Annotated in this window: 14 protein-coding genes; 8 read left to right on the top strand and 6 right to left on the bottom strand. The window is 63.0% G+C overall.

The window, feature by feature from the left end:
* Window positions 1–24: 24 nt before the first annotated feature.
* From IE157_RS06775 to IE157_RS06740, 8 genes are all read left to right on the top strand, one after another.
* Entirely contained in the window at window positions 25–927 is a 903-nt protein-coding gene (locus IE157_RS06775) for an ABC transporter permease (RefSeq protein WP_318281363.1), read from the top strand.
* Window positions 917–1879 carry an ABC transporter ATP-binding protein gene (locus IE157_RS06770; protein ID WP_318281362.1) on the top strand — a complete coding sequence of 321 codons (963 nt, stop codon included), beginning with the start codon at window positions 917–919 and terminating at the stop codon, window positions 1877–1879. Before IE157_RS06775 ends, IE157_RS06770 begins: the two co-directional genes overlap by 11 nt.
* Window positions 1876–3801 (top strand): glycosyltransferase family protein, encoded by a 1926-nt coding sequence (locus IE157_RS06765; protein ID WP_193519506.1) that lies wholly within the window; start codon window positions 1876–1878, stop codon window positions 3799–3801. The genes IE157_RS06770 and IE157_RS06765 overlap by 4 nt, the downstream gene beginning before the upstream one ends.
* An 88-nt stretch (window positions 3802–3889) precedes the next feature.
* Window positions 3890–5137, top strand: coding sequence for a UDP-N-acetyl-D-mannosamine dehydrogenase (gene wecC, locus IE157_RS06760; RefSeq protein WP_193519505.1), 1248 nt, complete (start codon window positions 3890–3892; stop codon window positions 5135–5137).
* Window positions 5138–5222: 85 nt separating this feature from the next.
* Window positions 5223–6491 (top strand): hypothetical protein, encoded by a 1269-nt coding sequence (locus IE157_RS06755; RefSeq protein WP_193519504.1) that lies wholly within the window; start codon window positions 5223–5225, stop codon window positions 6489–6491.
* A 29-nt stretch (window positions 6492–6520) separates the two neighbouring features.
* Window positions 6521–8497 (top strand): glycosyltransferase family protein, encoded by a 1977-nt coding sequence (locus IE157_RS06750; RefSeq protein WP_193519503.1) that lies wholly within the window; start codon window positions 6521–6523, stop codon window positions 8495–8497.
* Between the two features lie 45 nt (window positions 8498–8542).
* A complete protein-coding gene (locus tag IE157_RS06745) occupies window positions 8543–8746 on the top strand; it encodes a hypothetical protein (protein WP_145004639.1) in 204 nt (67 codons plus the stop codon).
* The gene (locus IE157_RS06740; protein WP_193519502.1) at window positions 8743–11349 is read left to right on the top strand and encodes a glycosyltransferase family 2 protein; all 2607 of its coding nucleotides are present in this window, start codon (window positions 8743–8745) and stop codon (window positions 11347–11349) included. The genes IE157_RS06745 and IE157_RS06740 overlap by 4 nt, the downstream gene beginning before the upstream one ends.
* A 99-nt stretch (window positions 11350–11448) precedes the next feature.
* Here IE157_RS06740 and IE157_RS06735 read toward each other — a convergent pair whose 3' ends face one another.
* The 6 genes from IE157_RS06735 to IE157_RS06710 form a co-directional block, all read right to left on the bottom strand.
* The gene (locus tag IE157_RS06735; protein ID WP_193519501.1) at window positions 11449–11850 is read right to left on the bottom strand and encodes a hypothetical protein; all 402 of its coding nucleotides are present in this window, start codon (window positions 11848–11850) and stop codon (window positions 11449–11451) included.
* Entirely contained in the window at window positions 11843–12514 is a 672-nt protein-coding gene (locus IE157_RS06730) for a hypothetical protein (protein WP_193519500.1), read from the bottom strand. The genes IE157_RS06735 and IE157_RS06730 overlap by 8 nt, the downstream gene beginning before the upstream one ends.
* Entirely contained in the window at window positions 12511–14691 is a 2181-nt protein-coding gene (locus IE157_RS06725) for a glycosyltransferase family A protein (RefSeq protein ID WP_193519499.1), read from the bottom strand. Before IE157_RS06725 ends, IE157_RS06730 begins: the two co-directional genes overlap by 4 nt.
* Window positions 14692–14902: 211 nt before the next feature.
* Complete coding sequence (locus IE157_RS06720) at window positions 14903–15307, bottom strand: hypothetical protein (protein ID WP_193519498.1); 405 nt, start codon at window positions 15305–15307, stop codon at window positions 14903–14905.
* Entirely contained in the window at window positions 15304–15963 is a 660-nt protein-coding gene (locus IE157_RS06715) for a hypothetical protein (protein WP_193519497.1), read from the bottom strand. The genes IE157_RS06720 and IE157_RS06715 overlap by 4 nt, the downstream gene beginning before the upstream one ends.
* Window positions 15964–16051: 88 nt before the next feature.
* Complete coding sequence (locus IE157_RS06710) at window positions 16052–17962, bottom strand: hypothetical protein (protein ID WP_193519496.1); 1911 nt, start codon at window positions 17960–17962, stop codon at window positions 16052–16054.
* Window positions 17963–17970: the final 8 nt, after the last annotated feature.

The following is a 17970-nucleotide window of genomic DNA, read 5'->3' as shown; positions in this document are numbered from 1 at the left end:
CCCCCCCCCCGAGGAGACCGGAGCATGACTAGCAACACCGCCCAGGTCAGCGGGGGACTCGGGCAACCGGAGGACCGCACCGTCGAGACCTTCGACCCCACCGCGATGCACGCCGTGGGCGCCCGCCCGCCCTTGCGTAAGTACCTCCAGGACCTGTGGGGCTCCCGTCACTTCATCCTTTACGACGCCCGCGTCCGCCTGGCCGTGAGCCAGGACCACACCCTGCTGGGCAAGGCGTGGATCGTGCTCAACCCACTGCTACTGGGCTTTACGTTCTATCTCATCTTCGGGCTGCTGCTGCGCACCGGCCGGGGAATCGACAACTTCGTCGCGTTCATCGTGCTCGGACTCACGATGTTCTTGTACAGTTCCCGCTCCGTCGTCTCCGTCTCCCGCTCCATGACCTCCGCCAAGGCGCTTGTGCGCGGCTTCATGTTCCCGCGTGCTGCGCTCACGCTGTCCATCGTGGTGCGGGATGCCATGACACAGCTCTACGCTCTCGCGGCGATCCTGGTGTTCCTGCTGATCGTCCCGCCCCTGGAGCCCATCTCGTGGACGTGGCTGCTGCTGATCCCCGTCTTCGTACTGCAGAGCATCTTCAACTGGGGACTGGGCATGCTCCTGGCCCCGGCGGTGCACCGGATCCCGGACGTCTCCAACATCCTGTCCTTCGTCATGCGGCTGTGGATGTACTCGTCCGGCATCTTCTACGACCCTTCCCGCTTCGTGGACGACGAGCGCATTCTGGCCCTGTTCCACTTCAACCCCCTGTACCAGGTGCTCTACATCAGCCGCGATCTGGTGCTGCGCGCGCAGGTTCCCAGCTGGTCCTCATGGGCCGTGTTGGTCACGGCATCCCTCGGGATCCTGATCATCGGTTTCCTCGTGTTCTGGCGCAACGAGGAGAGCTACGCGGATGAACGCTAGGCACGACGACGTCGCGTCGCACGCCCCGGGTATGTCGGGCGTTTCCGCGCAGCGCCTCAGCGGTGTGCCCGCCCCCGGCGACGGCGCTCCCGCACCTGCGCGGGAACCCGGCGCCGGGCCCGCCGTGGTGATCGACCACGTGAGCATGATCTACAACGTCACGTCCACGGGCGGTGGGGACGAGGTCCCGGTCTCCGCGCCGGTGCGATGGGCCCGGCGAGCGCTCGGGCGGCCCCCGATCGTGCGTAACCTGGCCGTCCACGACGTCACGCTCGCGGTGCGCCAGGGCGAGTTCGTGGGCTTCATCGGGCGCAACGGGTCCGGGAAGTCCACGCTCATGAACATCGTGGCCGGGCAGATGAATCCTACGTCGGGGCGGGTCTACTCAGTGGACACCCCCGTGAAACTGGGGGTCAACGTCTCCCTGGTCCCGGCGCTGTCCGGGGAGAAGAACATCCGCCTGGGCTGCCTGGCGCAGGGTATGCACCCGCGCCGGGTGGACGAATTGTTGCCCGAGCTCGTGGAGGTAGCTGCGCTGGGCAAAGCCATCCACTGGCCCATGAAGGCGTACTCCTCCGGGATGGCCGCGCGCTTGCGGTTCGCCGTGGCCACCGCCACAGACCCGCACATCCTCATCCTGGACGAGGCTCTGTCCACCGGGGACGCCCAGTTCCGCGAACGCGGGCAGGCCCGCATGGCCCAGATCCGCGAACAAGCCGGGTGTGTGCTGTTCGTGTCCCACTCGATGAACGAGGTACGGGAGATGTGCACCCGGGTGGTGTGGCTGGACCAGGGGGACACACTCATGGATGGGGACCCCGAGACCGTCACGGAGGAGTACGAGCAGTTCATGAAGCAGCTCGCCGCCGGCAACAACCTGGCCGCCCACAAACGTAAGTTCGAGCTGATGGATCGGCTCGTGCGCACCGAACTGCGGGAGGTGCACGCGTGAGTCCCCGCTCGCTGACCGGTGATCTGCGCACCCAGTTGTGGCACCTGCGCCACGGCGGGGTGTCCCAGTGGCGGACCTACCGGCGCCGGGCGGGACTGCCCGCGGGACCGTCCGCGAGCGCCGTCGTCACCGGAGCCGGCCGCGACGCCGCCTCCGCCGGGAACGACGGCGCGCAGCGCACGGTCTCGTTCGCGGCGCAGGAGTGGCCCGAGCGCGAACCTGTGCGCGGGGACCTCACCGCCGCGGTGATCCTGGACGACTTCTCCTTGCGTGCCTTCCACTACGAGTGGCACCAGGTGGTGCTCACACGGCGGAACTGGCGCGCCGAACTGGCTGCGCAGCCCGTGGACCTGCTGTTCGTGGAGTCCGCGTGGCACGGCAACGCGGACGAGTGGCAGTACCAACTCACCGGGACCTCGGGCGTGAAGGAGTCGATGCGCGAGCTCGTGGCCCACTGCCGCGAGCAGGGAATCCCCACGGTGTTCTGGAACAAGGAGGACCCGCCGCACTACGACGACTTCCTGGAGTGCGCGCGACTGTTCGACACCGTTTTCACCACGGACGTCAACAAGATCCCCGACTACCACCGGGACCTGGGCCACGACCGCGTGGGGGTGCTACCCTTTGCCGCGCAACCCGCCGTGCACAACCCCGCGCGGCCCCGCAACGGGTTCCACGAGCGGGACGTGGCCTTCGGGGGGATGTACTTCGCCCACAAGTTCCCCGAGCGGCGCGAGCAGATGGACGTGCTGCTCGGCGGCGCACATGATGCCTCGGCGAAACTTGACAGGGGGCTCGAGATCTTCTCCCGCTACCTGGGCCAGGACGAGCGCTACCAGTTCCCCGAGCCCCTGGACCAGCATGTGGTGGGCTCGCTGGGTTACGACCAGATGCTCACCGCCTACAAGGCGTACCGAGTCTTCCTCAACGTGAACTCGGTCGTGGATTCCCCGTCCATGTGCGCGCGGAGGATCTTCGAGATCACCGCGTGCGGCACCCCCGTGGTCTCCACACCGTCCGAGGCCGTGCGACGGTATTTCTCCCACGACCAACTGTCCGTTGTTGCGGACCGCGAGCACGCTGCGGACGTCATCCGTGCCCTCGTGCGCAGCCCGGAACTGGCAGATCGCATGGTACACCGCGCGCAGCGCGAGATCTGGGCACAGCACACCTACACGCACCGCGTGGAGACGATCGTGGAACGCGCCGTCCCGCAGCTCGCCGTCGCCCGCACCCGGCCCAGCGTCACCGTGTTGCTGTGCACCAACCGCCCGCATCGACTCCCAGACGCCCTGCGCGGGATCGCGGCCCAGGTGGACGTGGAGCTGGACGTGGTGCTCGTGGCCCACGGCTTCGACCCGCGGGCGCGGGACGTCCAGCGCGTCGTCGAGGACTGCGGGATCCAGCGCGTGACCACCGTGGCCGCGGACGCGTCCCTCACGCTGGGGGAGTGCCTCAACCTCGCGGTCGAGCACGCCACCGGGGACGTGCTGTCCAAGATGGACGACGACGACTACTACGCCCCGCGCTACCTCGCCGACCTCCTGGACGCCCTGCGTTACGCGAACGCGGACGTGGTGGGCAAGCAGGGGCACTACATGTACGTGGAGTCTCAGGACGCCACCCTGGTGCGCTTCCCACACCGAGAGCACCGATACACGGACTTCGTCATGGGGCCCACGATCACGGGCTACCGCGAGGTCTTCCGGCAGATCCCGTTCCAGCGGCGCAGCACGGGGGAGGACACGTCCTTCCTGGCCGCGGTGCGCGAAGCCGGCTACGTCATCTACTCGGCGGACCGCTTCAATTTCATCCAGTTCCGCGGCTCGGACAGCCACACGTGGCAAGTGTCCGACGCCGCTGCGCTGGCCTCGGGACGTGTCGTCATGTTCGGGGACAGCACCCGTCACGTGACGATATGATCCTAAGGATTCTGCATGTTTACGTTGAAAATGAATGGAAGTTCCGGTCAATCGGAACGAACCAGCAACCGCGTGGTGAGGTGGGTCAATGAGTGAGCCGTTGGAAGTCGTGTTCGTGGGGCTGGGGTACATCGGGTTACCCACCGCCGTGGTCATGGCGAATCACGGGGTGCGGGTCCACGGCGTGGACGTGAACGCCTCCGCGGTGGAGCGGATCCAGCGCGGCGAGGTCACGATCGTGGAGCCGGGGCTCGAGGAGCAGCTCAAGAAGGCGATCGACAGCGGCCAGCTCACCGCGACGACCGAGATGCAGCACGGTGACGCGTTCGTGATCGCGGTGCCCACCCCGTTCAAGGAGAACTACGAGGGCGACCTGTCCTACATCCTCTCCGCGGCCGAATCCATCGCTCCGCAGCTGCGCGGGGACGAGACCGTGATCCTCGAATCCACCTCCCCGCCACGCACCACGCAGACCCTGGCCCGCAAGATCATGGAGCTGCGTCCTGACCTGTCCCTGGACGGGGAAGACGGCAAGCCCGTGGTGTACTTCGCGTACTGCCCCGAGCGCATCCTGCCGGGCAAGGCGCTCGAGGAACTGGTCAGCAACGACCGCATCATCGGCGGCAGCACCCCCGAGGCCGCGCGCCGCGCCAAAGAGGTCTACGCGTCCTTCTGCCAGGGTGAACTACTCGCCACGGACGACGTCACGGCGGAGTTGTCCAAGCTCACGGAGAACTCGTTCCGGGACGTGAACATCGCGTTCGCGAACGAGCTGTCCCTGATCGCGGACACGTTGGGCATCGACGTGTGGGAGCTCATCGAGCTGGCCAACCACCACCCCCGTGTGAACATTCTGCAGCCGGGCCCCGGCGTGGGCGGGCACTGCATCGCGGTGGACCCCTGGTTCATCGTGGCCGCCGACCGGGAGAACTCACGCCTGATCCGCACCGCCCGCGAGGTCAACGACGGGAAGCCGAAGTGGGTCATCTCCAAGGTGGAGGAAGCCTGCTCCCACGTGGAGTCCCCGGTGATCGCAGCCCTGGGCCTCGCGTTCAAGGCCAACATCGACGACCTGCGTGAATCCCCGGCCATGAACATCACCAAGGACCTGGCCGAGCACGTGAGCCACGCGACGGTCCTGGCCGTGGAGCCGAATGTCTCCCAGCTGCCGAAGGGTCTGCAAGGCCTGGCGAATGTGGAGTTCGCGGACTACCAGGACGCGATCGAGCGCGCGGACGTGGTCCTGCTGCTCGTGGACCACGACGAGTTCAAGACCCTGCCGGCCACCGCGCTCAAGGGCAAGGCCGTGGTGGACACGAAGGGGCTGTGGCGCTGAGCGGCAGCGTAACGTCGTAGCCCCCGATATGACACGCGCAAGGTCACGCAGAACAGCACAGCGCCAGCACTATTCGTACGGCGACATGGATGCATTCGTACGGGCGCGATCCATTCCGGACGGCTTGCACTCCGTGGAACATGGACACGGTCTCGTCACCGACGTGCTGGTTGCCGACCGAGGCGCCGACGTCACTTTCGTCACCTTCAACGGGGCGGCCTTGGCGGGTGCCCCGCGGCCGTACTTCCAGGGAACGGGCCTCCTGGATGAAATCGAGGCACGAAGTGGGCCCGTCAATCGGGTACACGTCCACGATGCCTTGTTGCGCGCATCGGAGGAGCTGCGCATCGGTTGGTATCTCGGTACCCCCGAGGTAGATCTGGCCTGTGAAGTGACACGGCTCCTGACGAAGATCCTCGATCAATTGTGCAGGGGGCCGGTCATCCTCTTCGGGAGCTCCGCCGGCGGTTTCGCGGCTCTCACCCAGGGCGAGCTACTGACTGACACCGTGGTGGTCGCCGCGAATCCGCAGCTCAGCCTCGAGCGCTACGAGCCGAGTCTGTACCGCAAGTGGCTTGAGCTGGGCGGTTGGCGGGATCCGGGCGCACCCCTGCCCTCGCCCGGTGATGTGGAATCACGCGCGACACTGTGGGACGCCCCGAGCCGAAACACGCCACGGCACACGTACCTGTTGCTCAACGTCAACGACGATCTGCACCTTCACAGTCACGTCGTCCCGTGGCTGGGGGAACTGGCCACGCCCAGACCTCTGACGGCCGTGCTGGGTACCACGTGGGGGCCCCAACACACCCCCGCTCCACGACATGAGTTGTCGCTATTCCTGGATCAGCTCGTCGCGGATCTTCGTGGGGGGCGGGAGACGCGGTCGGCCCGGGGCCTGGGGGAGGTGGTCGTCCAACCAACGGCGCGCGGGCTCAGCGAGGCCATCGCGAATCTGCGGGGCATCGGCCCACAGGCCGCGACCGAGATCGACATACGCGGCCACGGCGCGCGTTTCGTGCTGCGCGATCCCCAGCCGGGACGACCCGTCACCTTGAATGCCGGTTTGCGAGCGAGCGGCACCCATTTGCTGCGGTCCTTCCTGGTCTCCGTGGAGGCGGAACGAGACGGCACCACCTACACCCAGCCCATCGGACCCGCGGTATGGTCCGCGGATCCCTTGGTGCATCAATTCGTCTATCTGCCTCTTCGCGAGGGGCATACCCGATATATCCAGGAGTTCACTCCGCCACCGGACGTGACCATTGTGGCTGTCCGCCTCTGCCAGTGGAGGAGAGGCTCCCCGGCACAGGTTTTTCTGACCGACATCAATCTTCACACCAGCGATCACTAGCCCCCCGTAGCGTTCTAAGGATCCGTCGCATGAACCCCCCATCCCTGTTTCAGTCCGCACGCGCAGGCCTCTGGCACCTCCGCACGAAGGGCTTACCCGGTCTGGTGGAATGGCAGCGTCGCCAGGAATCTCTTACCGAGGTGCGGACCGCACTCTGGCATTTCCGACAGGGAGGCCCCAGCGAACTCCTCTCGTGGCAGATGCGTCGTACCAAGGTGACTCCCGCGGTGGAACCCCCCAAACCGAAGGCTCCCGAACTCGCCCATCGTGTCGACTTCGAGCCCTACGAACCTCGAGAGGTCGGCCCCCGACGTCCGGACATCACCGCCGCGGTGATACTCGATGATTTCACCGCAGATGCCTTTTCCCACGAGTGGAACATCATTCGGCTGCGGCGGGATGACTGGGTCTCGCAGATGAAGGGTCAGAAAATCGATGTGCTCTTCGTCGAATCCGCATGGCACGGCAACGGCGACCAATGGGCACGGCTGATCGGTAAACAACGCTCCTACAGTCCTGAACTTCGCGACCTGGTCGTGTGGTGTCGGGCATCCGGGATACCCACGGTGTTCTGGAACAAGGAGGACCCGCCCCATTACGCCGACTTCGTGGGTTCTGCGGGGCTCTTCGATCTGGTTCTCACCACCGATTCCAACAAGATCCCCAAATACCGCGAGGATCTCGGCCATGATGCGGTGGCCGTGATGCCTTTCGCGGCGCAGACCGAGATTCACAGCCCGGCCAGGAACGGCGTGGAGCGCGACGTGCGGGGTGTGGCCTTCGGCGGAATGTACTTCGCCCACAAGTTCCCGCAGCGGCGAGATCAAATGAAGCTTCTGCTCGGAGGGGCCATAGACGCGGAGAAGAAGACCGGTGACCGACTGGAGATCTTCTCCCGGTACCTGGGCGAGATCGAGAAGTACCAATTCCCCGGAGAGCTGGGGGAGCACGTCGTAGGATCGCTGTCCTACGACCGGATGCTCCGCGCGTACAGGGCATACGAGGTATTCCTCAACGTCAACACGGTCACCAATTCACCAACCATGTGCGCCCGGCGACTCTTCGAGATCACCGCGTGTGGCACCTCCGTGGTCACCACACCGTCCGCGGCGGTCCGCGAGTATTTCGCGGAAGACGAGATCCTCATGGCCAGTTCGCGCAAACAAGCGGAGAATCACCTGCGCTCACTCGTGCAGTCACCCGAGTTGCGAGACCGCATGGTTCACCGCGCCCAGCGCAAGATCTGGGACCGCCACACGTATGCGCACCGTGCGGAAGCCATTCTCGAGCAGCTCGTCCCGGATAAGCACCGTCCTCTCACCACGCCCCGGGTGAGTGTCCTGGTGCCCACGGTGCGTCCCCAGCAACTCGAGCACATCGCGCAGATGGTGGGACAACAAAAGGGCGTCGAAATCCAGTTGATCCTCCTGACGCACGGGTTCGATCCTTCCACCGACGACATGGCGCTGATGCGTGACGTCGCGGGTGTTGAGGTGGTGCAGCACACCGTGGCCGCAGACCGGTCCCTCGGATACATGCTCAACGAGGGGGCCGCGATCGCCGATGGATCGGTGTTGTCCAAGATGGACGACGATGACTACTACGGTCCCCAATACCTGAAGGACCTGCTACGTGCCAAGTTTCACAGCCGCGCGGACGTTGTGGGAAAGGCCGCGCATTACATGCACCTTGCGAACCGCGACATCATCCTGCGTCGCCAGCCGGACCAGGAGCATCGATTCGTGGACGGCATCATCGGACCCACGATCACGGCAGACCGGCAAGTGTTCCTCGATCACCCGTTCGGCGATCGCACTCGCGGGGAGGATTCCACCTTCCTGAAAGACGTTCGGGCCGCAGGTGGCGTGATCTACTCGGCCGATCGCTTCAACTTCTGCCAATTACGAGGCCGGCAGAAGCACACCTGGAAGGTGCATGACGAGGCGTTCCTGGCCACAGGGCGGGTCGAGGGATTCGGAGATCCCATTGCCCACGTCACTGTCTAGTACCGAGCGTCCGAGCTTGTTCGCACTGAAAGGACCGGCAATCAGATGGACAACATCAACGACCTGATCCATGTGATCCAACACGAAGTGGACCTTGCGAGAACCGCGGCCGAAGAATTACGTCAGGCCCGATCGGACAACGCGCGGTACCTGGAAGCGATCCGCGAGCGCGATGCACTGATCAGGGAATACATCGAAACCATCCAAATTCTCCGCTCCAAAGCGGCAGGGAGCGGGGCCAGCTCATGAAGCACCTCAACATGGCACAGGAAGCCACACGCACAAAACATGGTCGAGCCGCCGCCGAATGGATCGCCGAACGCAGCCGCCGCGCCGCCGAGCACTATGCCACGGAGGGCTTCCGGCGAGAATCCGCTCGGGGCCGAGTTGTTCCGTACCTGGATCCCGCCGCGCCCGACTTCGTCAAGCAGGTTTCGGAGGTGGCCGACCCCTCCCGCATGACCGATTTGGAATCTGTTGCCCGAGAACTTCCCGCAACGTTCGGGAGTCGCATGCTGCGGGTATCGCAGCGCCGAGTGGGCGTCGTCGGTGGCCGGGAAATCGCGGGCCTGGTGGAGGGCACGGCAGACATCCGCCGGCTGGGGATGGACAGCAATTCCGAGCACGTGAGAGAACTCGATCTCCTCTTGGTCGCTTTGCCTGTTGTGGGGCGCGAGCCACCCTTGACCGCGGTCGAACTCGATGTTCTGACGCGGCGTATCATTCCCGCCGCGCGAGAGCTCGGTATCCCCACCGTGGGCATGACATTGTCCGACCCGTGGCGTGTGGCCGCAACCCGCAAAATTGCGGGGAACGTCGATTGGCTCTTGACCACGGACCCGGAGGGCCCCAATCGGTATGGCAAACACATGACGACGTCAGGGCGCGTCATGCTTGTTGATTCCCATTTCAATCCCTTGCGGTTCTCACCGGTGGGGAGGGAACGGCGCCGGGCCGGTGGAGCCCTGTTCTCCGGACGACTGCCCAGTACCGCCCAGCCGGAGCGACTCCGGGCGTGGCGGAGTATTCTCTCAGGTCTACGACGGCACGACACGAAGTTGACCCTGGCCAGCTCTGCCGTGATGGACGGAGTTCCAGAAAAGACACGCGGGCTTTTCCCCTCGGAGTACCTCAACTTCCTGACTTACCAACCGGATGATGAACTGAGGTCCAGGGTCCTGCGACTCTTCGACCTCCACGTCCTGGCGCACCTGCAGCCGGGCGCGGGGCACGCCCATCCCCTCGAGACGCTGGAGGCACTCGCCTCCGGGGGAGTGTGCATGTCCACGTATTCAGTGGCCATGAACAACGACTACCCGCACGTCTTGCTACCGGACGGATCGGACGACGCCGAGCTGGAAGTCGCATTGCTGGACCATGATCGGCCGCATCTCAGGCGACTCCAGATGGAAGGTGTGCGCCGCGCCTTCGCCCGGCAGACGGCGGACCGCTTGATGTCCGAGATCCTGCGACAGACCGGGCTGGAAGACACCCCACGGAAGACCGTGGTGCTCTGGCGGGCCAACGAGGACGATTCGGACAGTGAGCTGTTCGCAAGCCAGGTCGTGACGCCTGACGTCGACCTCCGCCGTGTCGGGATGTACGAGCCGGCACCGGGTGATGCAGTCATCGACATCCGCGTGGGGCGTCAAACGACGGGCCACTACTACTTGGCTCAGGACCTGATCAACGCCTTCCGAATGGCTTCCGTGTCAACCGTGTGCATGAGCGTCGATGCGCCTGAATCCACGGTTTTCGAGATCGTGTCAGACCACGAATGCAAGGAAGCTGACGTCGTGGCGTCATGGGTCGGAGCGGACGAGGCGCAGTTCGACGGGGCCTTCGTCATGGACCCGTCGGCGATTCAGCCTGGGGGGTGTGACGACGCATCGGCCGGATTGGAGCGTCCCAAACTCCTGTCAGTCATCGTGCCCGTATACAACAACGGGCCGTACCTGGTTCGGAAATGTCTGGAATCGCTACGCCGTTCCACGGCGTTCCCGGATATGGAAATCATCCTGGTCGACGACGGGTCGACCTCGCCCGAAACTCGCGCCATCGTCCGGGAAATGGCCGGCTTGTGGGATAACGTACGCACTCACCTCTTCCCGCCGGGTGGCTCCGGTAGCGCGTCTCGGCCTCGCAACAAGGGCCTCGAGATGGCCTCGACCCCTTGGGTCACCTATTTGGATCCCGACAATGAGGGAGTCGGAGATGGGTATGCGGCCCTCTTGCGCATCTGTCAGGAAACCGGGGTGGATTTCGCCATAGGTGACATGCTCCGTTATGCCAAGACCCGCACCCTCACCAGGAACGTGGGAACTCTGCGATCCGTGATCCGGACGAACGAGCACGGTGTGGGGGAGGTGCCGCACGACGCTCTGACCCGTATCGATTTCCAGCCTATGAGTATCCAGGCACTAGTAGCCGACACCCAATGGCTAAAGTCTCTCCACCTCGAGCAACCGGTAGGGGCACTCGGGCAGGATTCGCTGTTCTTCCAACAAATGCTTCACGGGGCTCGGACCGTCGCCCTAGTGGACAAACCGATTCACACGTATTACGGCGAAGTTGCTGGATCAATGGTGAATACCGTCACTCCCACATTCTTCCGAAAGTACATCCCCTTGGAGGAAGCGCGGAGTCGATGGTTACGCGAGCATGACTTGTTCGATGAATACGTTCGTCGGCGCATGCGGCGCTACGTGACCGTGTGGTTCCTGCCGAAGTTCAACAAGGCCGTATCCCTTGACGACAGGGAAGAAGCCTTCGAGCTGTTGAGATCACTCTGCGGGACGTACGGTTTAGAGCTCCGTTTCGCAGCAGACGGTGTCACCGCCACTTTGGATTAGCAGATCGCCAGCGGTCTAATGCGGAGAGGAGGACCGCCGCCCTGCCTCAATGCCCGGTCGTTGCAGCAGCACGTTAACCGCCGCAACGACTGGACGCCGTCACCTGATCCTTAGAAATCCCAACCGGCGCTGGAACCCATCGGATTCCGTGACCGTGATACTAACGTAGCTGAGGTATTTCAATCCCTCGTCGGACTCGGAATGGCGGACCAAAAAGGAGCACTCGGTCACTGGATCCAGTGCCGCATAGATCTTGAGCTTGCGCATTCCGATCTCGTCCGGCGGTTGAATCTGCTCGATCGGTCGCCCCTCAGCGTCTCTCTCCAGCCAATTACACCGGCCCTTGTCCGGGGCCGGGGATTCCAGAACTACCTCGGCGGCCCCGTCAGACCCGTCGAGGAACTGCAGGGACACTTTGATGAACGGCTTGGGCGGGGTGACGGTGATTCGGTAACCGTTTTGCGTGGCAATACAACGCGCGTCGGACAGCATTTCAGACATGATCGGGATCCTTCGAGGTCTTGGAATAGCCCAGGTCCAGGCCTACTGTCTTGAACAGCAACTGATAAGAACTCCACGTGTCGAGGTCGTGGACCCATGACAAGGGAATCGTGAATCCTGACGCGTCCAAATCACCGCTCACCATGAGCAGCACGGCCAGCCGCCGATGCATCCGATCGAGACCGGGCGAGGGGGAAGACCCCACCATTGCGGCGTTCGTCGGAATCCACCCGTCACGGAGCAAGGTCATCGACCCAGCCGCACGACCGGTGTCGGGCAGATGCAGTGCGAACTGGGCAGAAGTGCCTCCCATATGGCTCCCGGGGTCATAACCGGGCAGGCAGTCGTCAACACGGATCTCGAGCGAACCGTGTCGCACATCCGCGTACTTCCAGTGCACGTTGGTGATCACGCGTGATCCGGAACCCGGAAGTTCTCGAAGGACCTCGAGCGTAGCCGGGGCAAGGTGATCCTGGGTGTCCACGGGTCCGCTGGCTGACGACCAGTATGCGAGTGCCTCGGCCAACCCCATCCTCGGTTCGATGGCCTGGCTGAGCACCCGATCCACGATGAGGACCGGGGCAGAAGGCTGCGCGTCATATTCTCCCAGCTCATAGGACAGAGTCTGTCGCTGCAGCTCGTCCTGGTCTCGGTTGATTTTCACGCCGTCAGTCCCATCTCGATTGCCTTGCGATGAATGTAGGGCAGGTGCAACTTGGCCGTGGGTGAATACGCCTTTATCAGGCCGCTCGCTCGTCCCACTGTTTCCACGAGGTCGGCGAAATCGGCAGACCGCTGAAGGATGATTCGGCGTGTGCCTGCGCTGTTCGACAAGGAGAAACTCACGGCAGGACGGTGGGAACTCGAGAGCTCGGGTTCGTCGACACCGTCCTGCGGATCCGCGGGTTCCCAACAAACGAGGAACTCGTCCGGTTGCAGCTTGTCTCGTTCTGCCTGGATGAGGTTTTCAACTGCGTCGCTGAGAGCGACGAGCGGCTCGCCGCCGGTCTCGACCTCGTCCTCGCCGGTCGGAGGTAGCACGGTGAGCCCTCTCTTGATCCCTGAGGACTCCTCGTCACTTTCGATGACGTGATGAGGCACGTTCTTACGGCGCAAGGCCGCCAGTTGCGGCCACGTCGCACCCGAGACCTGCAGCGGTGAGCCGACCTGTTCACCCGTGCCGGAGATGATGGAAACGGCTGATCCGGCACGATGTGGGAGCGGCAGATCAATAGTCTTCAGCATGTCACTGGGTCGCAGTTGAACTGTGCGCGTCACCAAGTGATCGGGTAGCCAGGGGCGCATGGTGGGGGTGGTTTTTACCGCGTCGACGGGGCGTTCTGTGGTCTTGGAGTAATTGTTCTGGGCGTGCTTCATGGTTTGTGGATCCACCCCGCCTTGGAACCACACGTGAGTCAGCCGCGCACCCAGCTTCTGCTGCTGGCCGTCCACCATGGTCACTTGCTTCTCATGAATCCGCCGCAGGGTCACGAACTGGTTGCAATGACGGAAACGGAACCCACTGCGCAATGCGCGAAGAGCCACATTATTGTCGATCGCCGAGGAGAGGCTCTCGTCGTAGGGGATCTGCTCGAGGAGCGACTTCTCGACGAGCCAGCCCGGATGCCCAGCGAACCCCCCTGTCGGCAAGGCGCCGGCCGTCGTCGGCCGGGCGTCAGAGAAGTAGTACATCTGCCCATCGGAATCGTAGAAGTGCAGCAGGTTTCCCACGCAACCCTGGGCCGCGCCATCGAGACAACCGAGCTGGATCTCCAGTCGGTCCGGTCGCATGAGGTCGTCATCGTCCAGCACCGCGATGTAAAAACCCCGCGCCTCCTTGGTCCCGCGGTTGCGTGCGGCGGCGACCCCGGTGGCATCCTGATGGACGTACCGGACGCGGGGATCCTCGATCTGCCGCACGACGGCTTCGGTGTCATCGGTGGATCCATCATCGATAACCAGCACTTCGAGGCTACGAACCGTCTGATAGAGCGCGGAGTAAATGGATTCCGCGAGGTAGGCACTGCGATTCCTCGTGGCGATGACAACCGAGACCAACGGTTCGTCCGTTTGTCCGGAGGTGGGAACATTACGAATCACAGAGTCATCGCTGTAGTAGAGGTCGCGGTTCTTCTTAATGGCGGCAGCAACCCGCGAATCTTTAACAGCCATACTGGGGATACGGTCGTGCCAGATATGGAAGAGCTCGTCCCCACGGTGTCCCACCCATTCTTGACGCAAACCTGTTCGCTTGAGCCTTTTGGTGAGATCGAGGTCCTCGCCCCCATAGGTGTGCATTCGCTCATCCAGTCCACCGATGCGCAGGAGAGCGGATCGAGGGGCCAGAACGAGACCGTGCCCCCACCGAGAATGGGATACGGATTTCTCGCGGAACAAAGCCCAGTCAGGTTCTGCAGTGGTGAGTGCGTATTCCGTCAGGTCCTCCGGTAGATCCCACACTTGTGAGTTGATGAAAGATTTCGGGTGAGCTTTAATTTGATCCAGGTGTGCCGACAGGCTCCCGGGGGTCCAGATCATGTCCACGTCGTGCACCTGCACGTATTCGCCACGACTAACGGCCAACGCCCGATTGATGCACACGGACTTGTTCCAGTGGTCCGACTCCAAACGCAACCATTCAGCCCCCGACCGCTCGCAGACTGACCGCACTGTCCCTGGGTCATCACTTCCAAGGTCCGAGACGATGACCTGCACAGACAGGCCCGGCGCCGCCGCAGCAAGCGACTCGATGGCGCGCCTGAGCCGGGAGACCCCCCTGTTGCGGAAGGGGATGATGACTGTCACGTCAACGAGGTCCGCGTCCTTTGTCGGAATGTTCATGGGTGCTCCAGTTCACAAGTAGCGATCGATGGTGGGGGGCCCGGACTCACGCCGGAAATTCGTGGAACTGCTCCAGGATGTTTTTGACCTCCAGGAACTCCTGCCAATCCGTGTAGGTGTAGGGCACGCACTGCGAGACCGCGGCCTCGTGGAGGGCGTGCGCGGTGAGCGAAGGGGAGACCCCCGAATAGAAATTGGTGTTTATTTTTTCCTAGAAATCCAAAGACAGTGGCCGGATCCTGTTCAAAACGTCAGTCGGGATGTCTCCAACCAGGAGCGTGGTGTACTCGGGTCCTAGGACCCTGTACAGGTAGAAGCTCAGGAAATCATTGGCCAGATTCGTTCCGAAGACACCGAGCGGAGGTTGCTCCACGTTCACCGGGTCCAGACTGATGGGGCCTGGAGCGTGGCGAGCGGCGGCATGGAGAAGCAGAAGCTTCCTGGTGTGCTTGAGGCTCCCTGCTCCCGCGACGGATGCGAGACTCCGTAGTGCGAGTTCCGGCCTGTGGCTCAGGATGATCATGGCTGTTCCGACCTCGGTCAGGCCGATCACCGGATTGAAGATGGTGAGCCCCGCCTGGTTGAACCACGCCTGCCTCCGGTTCCCCGACGTCATCCCGGCATTGAAGTGCCAGGGAGAGGCCTCCAAAATGGCACCGAAGGAGTAGGTTTGAAGATTGAGGTAGTACGAAGCAGGATGGATCCGACACCCATGAACGACCACGTGTTGAGGCTGAATCCCAACTCGCGGAAGTTGGTGGAGATGGTGTGCGTCGGAAAGTCCTTGAAGAACTCGCGTTCGCGAGCGAATGGCCCGCCGAAGTCCAACGAGATTAGGTGGGCGTCCCTGGGTAGCAGGGCCTGTGCCGCCAGCGAATCGAACCCGCCGCTGAAGTTGAGGGCCACGTCGTTGCGTTGCGGGGGAGAATCGCTCACGGGGCTGCGCGCAGCACCTGTGACCCACTCAGCCTGCGTCACGGATTCGACCGCCCCGCGGGTCTCCGGTGAGATGGCGTCCGAGAAAACCACGGTCGAGTACTTCGTCCCGAGCAGCGTTGTGAGCGCCAGGGCCACCAGATCTGTATCGAGCACCCAGTCCTGGGGGAGGGTGAAGGTCAAACTGTCCGTGCGGGTCTCTTCGTGGAATGGAATGCTAAGCACACCGTTGGCAAACTCGATTTCACTGAACACTATTTTCAATCCAGGTACCTTCTGTGCCCGTTGATGGCGCCGCAACCTCATCTGGGCTGCTCGCCTTGTCTTGTCGTGCATCGTTCGTTGCTGCTGGCTGCGCTGTTGACTGAACCTGCCTATACAGTCCCTATCGGGGGGCCCGGCTGAGGGTCTGCAGACATCGAAATCACTTGGGCGCATCCGTCCACACGGCGGGCCGACGCTCCCGCGCAGACGGTGGTGAAGTGGTGAAGGAGATTGCTCGAATGAACGCTTGAGATGCCGACTCCCACGACGATTTGCCCTGCTGGTTCGAGAGTGATCGGATGACGATTGACACCGCAGTTTCTCTTGTGAGGTCGTCCACAGTCACGTGAACGGGACGTTTGAAAGCGGCACCGTCCCAGGACGCAACGGGCCGCCCGTCGAGGTGAACTTCGAACTGGAATTGACCGACCGCCCGAAGATTGCAGTAGGGGGCATCCACGACGAAGGTCAGGGTCTGCGGCAGCGTGGAGGTCGGGGCGAGGAAAGCCCGTGATGCGGTGGTGTGTGGCGTGAACCGGTAGGAAGGCAGAGAGAGCTCGTTTCCGACGGCATCCAATTCCAGAACCGGTCCAACTGGCCCCCTGACCTCGAGCGTGGCGCTCAGCTTGGCCGTGTCAGCCGCGGTGTGCCTGCCTTCGTGGGAAAGCCTCTCGTCCCTCATTTGCTCATACAGGTTTCGAACGTCGTTCTTGCCAGGGAAGTTCAGCACGGGCATGGAACGGTTGATGAGTTCCCAGAAGATGAATGACTCCTGGCGTTCCTGAAGCGTCATGGACAGTGAGATGTCCAGCAAAGCTCTGACGTTTATTGGGACAAGGGTCTGGAAGGCGAGATCGGTCTCGTTAAGAATCTCGGAGAGCCAACGACCGCACCGGATCTCCCAGTACGCGAGATCACGAACATGGTAGCCGTGGCGTTCGCCGTCGTAGCCCCACTTGCGAACCCCCTGGTCGTAGTACGCGCGCCTGTCCTCCGGTGAGACGTAACCCTGGTCACCCTTGGTGATCTGCATGTACAGGTTCTTGAGGCTGGCGAGGGTGTCGTTGTCCTCCGTGAGCCCCCAGTAGGCCCGGCCGATCTCGTACCCGTTTCCTCGGAGGTGGATATGTCCCTCCCCGGGGAATGCCGCTGCGTAGAAGGCGACCAGCCAGCGTGAATGCTGCTGCGTGGAGTTTGCCTTCAAGAGCGGTTCGAGTTCGCGAATTGTGTCCGTGTCTCGATTCTCCGACTCGAAGTAGCGGTGTTTGAATGACACGAACCTCTTGAGCTGCTCCACGAGCTCGCGGTCCAGTGCCATGGACTCGCTCCACTTCGAGCCGGGAATCTTCCTGGCCGTATAGGTGAAGAACTCTATTTCCTCCAAGTAGTCCGCTGACAGTGCAAGCGAGGTCCTGCTGTCGGCCCCACCAGTGATGGACATCACCAGGCTGCTGTCGAGTTCGCTGAGCCGGGCCAGTTGGTTCGACCAGAGCCGCTGGAATCTATCCAGCTTCGCCTCGAGGCCCCACCCTGCGTAGGCGTTCGTGGTGCGCGGGAAATAGCGATCTACGGTCCAGTCAGGCAGCCTCAGGCGATGGTTCGGTAACAACGGCTCGATACCGACATACTTTGTGTGATCCCAGCTGTGGGTGAGGGCCCGGGCCCCCTCGCTCTCCTTGCGTTCCCGGTGCGGGTGGAGAACGTTGATGAGGTGGGCATGAGAACTAACGGTGTTGAATTCTCTGGAGCTGTACACGGAGCGCATGCCCGCCGCATCGTGATAGACCTCCACCGCATCCTCTGCTCCCCGGAGGATGATGTGTCTTCCGCCCAGCTCGTCGAGCGCGGACAGAAACTGCTCGTTACTGCTGTTCCACTGCTTCAGAAGGTGCTCCGCGACAGTGCCCTTCAGCGCCTTGTCTCCCGCGTAGAGGCATAGCCCATGGACGAGAACCCATCTGGGGCTGCCCTGGTCAAAAGCAATATCTGGTGCGTAGTGCTCGTCGTACGAAAAGTGCCACGCAGCACAGGGAAGTGTCAGAGTGGACCATGCCTCCGGGACCTTGGGCATGTCTGTTA

Source organism: Kocuria marina (assembly GCA_014652975.1).
Classification (GTDB): Bacteria; Actinomycetota; Actinomycetes; order Actinomycetales; family Micrococcaceae; genus Kocuria; species Kocuria marina.
Note: the sequence above shows the minus strand (reverse complement) of the source record. Positions and strands in the feature narration are given on the sequence as shown.